We start from the raw sequence: 4693 nt of genomic DNA, 5'->3' as shown, positions 1-4693 counted from the left end.
CACAGATGATGATGTTGATGGTGCGAAAGCGCAGGTTGGCCAGACTCATGAAGGCTATCTCTTGACGATGGGAGGAAACGTTCGACGAAAAACGCGTCACGCCGGCCAGCCGATGGGCGCGGCCAGCATGAAAAAGATACTGCTACGATACCAGATAAAACTAATACTTGACGCAGCGACTTCCCCGAACCTCCCTTCATACGCTGTATGCCCGGGTCTGGATGTCACAGGCTCGCGTCAGATTGCCTCAGCCTTACAGGCTGACGTCGCGCCCATAAAAAAATCTCCCACCGAAAATCGATGGGAGATTGCGTTTCTGGCCTGTACTTGGCTTCGACCCTGATCTCAGTCCTGAAGCCAGACCCGACATCAGCTGTAGTAGGCGTTGGTCGTGTCGGTGTGATCGGTGACGTCACGCACACCGGTCAGTTCCGGGATACGCTCCATCAGCGTCTTCTCGACACCATCCTTCAGCGTCAGATCGACGGCGGAGCAGCCCTGGCAACCGCCACCGAACTGCAGTACGGCGACCTGCTCTTCGGTCAGCTGCACCAGCTTGATCTCGCCACCATGAGCCGCCAGGCCCGGGTTGATCTCGCTGTAGAGCAGATAGTTGATGCGGTCTTCCAGCGGGCTGTCGGCGTTGACCTTGGGCATCTTGGCGTTCGGCGCCTTGATGGTCAGCTGCCCCCCCATGCGATCGGCATTGAAGTCGACGGTCGCTTCTTCCAGGAACGGCACGCTGTGCGTGTCGAGATAGACCTTCAGCTTCGGCAGATCCAGGATCTCATCCGTCGGCTCTTCCTCGCCAGGACGGCAGTAGGCGAGACAGGTCTCGGCATACGGCGTGCCCGGCTGGGTGATGAAGATGCGCACGCCGATGCCTTCGACGTTCTGCTTCTCGAGCAGCTCGGCAAGATACTCCTGGGCGCTATCGGTAATCTGGATGCTCTCACTCATGGCGCAGAGACTCTCTTGATGTCAGGTGACTAATGGCTCCATGTTAAGGAAAACCTGCTGCACTCGCAATCCTGAGCAAATCACTCGGGTTTGGTGCCCTGCACGCAGCCACTCCCTTGCCGGCACTCCTGACTGACTCATGTTGCGCATGAATCATGCTCATCGTGACGACTCTGCAGTCTGATACGATATCCCAAACTGGCCAGGCGGGGATTTCGTGAACGGATCCCTCGCCAGCGCCTCTCAATAGCAATGAGTTCGCGCCTGTGGCGTGTGACTTTCTCGGCAAGGTACTGGCTCAGAAGGTACTGGCTTGGCAAAGTACTGGCCTGGTAATGAGAGTTACACGTTCGGGAGACAACGCGACAGGTCACGCACGCTGGAGTCCGTCATGGCGCAAGCCCTATCCCCTGTTCCCTATTCTCTGCCCCTGCCCGACGCGCTGAGCCAGGCGCTGCAGGAACGTATCCTGATCCTCGATGGCGGCATGGGCACCATGTTGCAGAGCTACGGGCTGGAGGAGGAAGACTTCCGTGGCGAGCGCTTCGCCGACTGGCCCAGCGACATCAAGGGCAACAACGACCTGCTGGCGTTGACCCGGCCGGACATCGTCGAGGTGATCCACCGCGCCTACTTCGAGGCCGGCGCCGATATCGTCGAGACCAACACCTTCAATGCCACTCAGCTGTCGCAGTCCGATTACGGCATGCAGGGGCTGGTCCACGAGATCAATCTCGAATCGGCACGCCTGGCGCGCAAGACGGCGGATGCCGTGGCCGCCGAGACTGGTATCCCGCGCTTCGTCGCCGGGGTGCTCGGCCCGACCAGCCGCACCTGCTCCATCTCGCCGGACGTGAATGACCCCGCCAAGCGCAATGTCACCTTCGATATTCTGCGCGATAACTACCGCGAGGCCGCATTGGCGCTCTTCGAGGGTGGCGCGGACCTGATCCTGATCGAGACCATCTTCGACACCTTGAATGCCAAGGCGGCGATCTACGCCCTCGAGGAGCTGTTCGACGAAGGTCATCCGCGCCTACCGGTGATGATTTCCGGCACCATCACCGATGCCTCGGGACGTACGCTGTCCGGCCAGACCACCGAAGCCTTCTGGAACTCGGTGCGTCACGCGCGCCCGCTGAGCATCGGCCTCAACTGCGCGCTGGGCGCCGAGGAGCTACGCCCCTATCTGCGTGAGCTGTCCGAGAAGGCCGATACCTTTGTCTCCGCGCACCCCAACGCCGGCCTGCCCAACGAGTTCGGCGAGTACGACCAGACCCCGGACGAGATGGCCGAGATCATCGGCTCCTTCGCCGCCGCGGGCCTGCTCAACATCATCGGTGGCTGCTGTGGCTCCACCCCGCAGCACATCCAGGCGGTCAAGCGCGTGGTGGCCCAGTACCCGCCGCGCAAGGTGCCGGAGATCGCGCCGGCCTGCCGCCTGTCGGGGCTTGAGCCCTTCAACATCCAGCCGGACTCGCTGTTCGTCAATGTCGGTGAGCGTACCAACGTCACCGGCTCTGCGCGCTTTCGTCGCCTGATCAAGGAGGAGGACTACACCACCGCGCTGGAAGTCGCCCTCGAGCAGGTCGAGAACGGCGCCCAGGTCATCGACGTCAACATGGATGAGGGCATGCTGGAGTCACAGGAGGCCATGGTGCGCTTCCTGAACCTGATCGCCTCGGAGCCGGACATCTCGCGCGTGCCGATCATGGTCGACTCCTCGAAGTGGGACATCATCGAGGCGGGGCTCAAGTGCATTCAGGGCAAGGCGGTGGTCAATTCCATCTCGCTTAAGGAAGGCGAGGAAAGCTTCCGTCAGCAGGCGCAGATCTGTCGCCGTCACGGCGCCGCCGTGGTGGTCATGGCTTTCGATGATGTCGGCCAGGCCGATACCTATCAGCGCAAGATCGAGATCTGCGAGCGCGCCTACCGGATGCTGGTCGATGACATCGGCTTCCCGGCCGAGGATATCATCTTCGACCCCAACATCTTCGCCATCGCCACCGGCATCGAGGAGCACAACAACTACGGGGTCGATTTCATCGAGGCCACGCGCTGGATTCATGACAACCTGCCCCACGCGATGATTTCCGGTGGCGTCTCCAATGTGTCCTTCTCGTTCCGTGGCAACAATCCGGTCCGCGAAGCGATCCACTCGGTGTTCCTCTATCACGCCATCCAGGCAGGCCTGAGTATGGGCATCGTCAACGCCGGCCAGCTGGCGCTCTACGATGACCTGCCCCGGGAGCTGCGCGACGCCGTCGAGGACGTGGTGCTCAACCGCCGCGATGACAGCACCGAGCGTCTGCTCGACATCGCCGACAAGTACAAGGGCGATGGCAGCAGCGGTGAGAAGAAGGAGGACCTCGAATGGCGCAGCTGGTCAGTCAACAAGCGCATCGAGCACGCGCTGGTCAAGGGCATCACCGTCCATATCGAGGAAGATACCGAAGAGGCGCGCCTGCAGGCAGCCCGGCCCATCGAGGTCATCGAAGGGCCGCTGATGGACGGCATGAATGTGGTCGGTGACCTGTTCGGCGCGGGCAAGATGTTCCTGCCCCAGGTGGTGAAGTCAGCGCGCGTCATGAAGCAGGCGGTCGCCCACCTGATCCCCTTCATCGAGGCCGAGAAGAGCGGCGAGACCCAGGCCAAGGGTAAGATCGTCATGGCAACCGTCAAGGGCGATGTCCACGACATCGGCAAGAACATCGTCGGCGTGGTGCTTCAGTGCAACAACTATGAGGTGATCGACCTGGGCGTGATGGTGCCGGCGGAGAAGATCCTGCAGACCGCCATCGACGAGAAGGCCGACATCATCGGGCTTTCGGGGCTGATCACACCGTCGCTGGACGAGATGGTCAATGTCGCCAGGGAGATGCAGCGCCGTGGGTTCGAGTTGCCGCTGCTGATCGGTGGTGCGACTACGTCCAAGGCACACACCGCAGTCAAGATCGAACCGCAGTATGATCAGCCGGTCATCTATGTCACCGACGCCTCGCGCGCGGTGGGCGTGGCCTCGCGCCTGCTCTCGCCGGAACTCAAGGCAGCCTATGTCGATCAGATTCGCACCGAGTACGCCGTGGTACGCGAGCGCAACGCCAAGCGCCGCCCCAAGGCCGCGGATCTCGACTACCGCGAGGCGCGCAAGCGCCGTTTCCAGCCGGACTGGGAGCATTACATACCGCCGGCCCCCAGCTTCACCGGCCTCAAGGTCTTCGATGACTACGATCTGAATGAACTGGTCGAGCGCATCGACTGGACGCCCTTCTTCATGAGCTGGCAGCTGGCGGGCAAGTACCCGAAGATTCTGCAGGATGAAATTGTCGGGGAAGCGGCGCGTTCGCTGTTTGCCGATGCCAGGGTGATGCTGCGCAAACTGATCGATGGCAAGGTGCTGTTGGCACGTGGCGTGATCGGCTTCTGGCCGGCCAACTGTGTCGACGACGACACCCTGGAAGTCTACGCCGATGAGTCACGTACCCAGGTGGTCGAGCGCCTGCATCATATCCGTCAGCAAATGACCAAGAATCGTGATGGCGTCTGTCACAGTCTCGCCGACTTCATCGCCCCGCGTGACAGCGGCAAGCCGGACTGGATCGGTGGCTTCGCCGTGACCACCGGGCATGGCGCGGATGAACTGGCCAGGGAGTATGAGGCGGCGGGCGATGATTACAACGCCATCATGGTCAAGGCGCTGGCGGACCGTCTCGCCGAAGCCTTTGCCGAGCGC

General features: G+C 61.7%; 2 protein-coding genes. One reads left to right on the top strand and one right to left on the bottom strand.

What is annotated here, in order from left to right:
- Positions 1 to 369 precede the first annotated feature (369 nt).
- Positions 370 to 960, bottom strand: a complete 591-nt coding sequence (gene nfuA / locus AC4FAH_RS12130; protein WP_054556652.1) for a Fe-S biogenesis protein NfuA — start codon at positions 958 to 960, stop codon at positions 370 to 372.
- Between the two features lie 391 nt (positions 961 to 1351).
- Between nfuA and metH the strand changes: the two genes are divergently transcribed.
- On the top strand, positions 1352 to 4693 hold a 3342-nt coding region (gene metH, locus AC4FAH_RS12125), incomplete at its 3' end, for a methionine synthase (RefSeq protein ID WP_490246100.1).

The sequence above is a fragment of the Cobetia sp. genome (assembly GCF_983723665.1).
The sequence above is the reverse complement of the archived record's forward strand: the minus strand, read 5'-3'. Positions and strand labels throughout refer to the sequence as shown.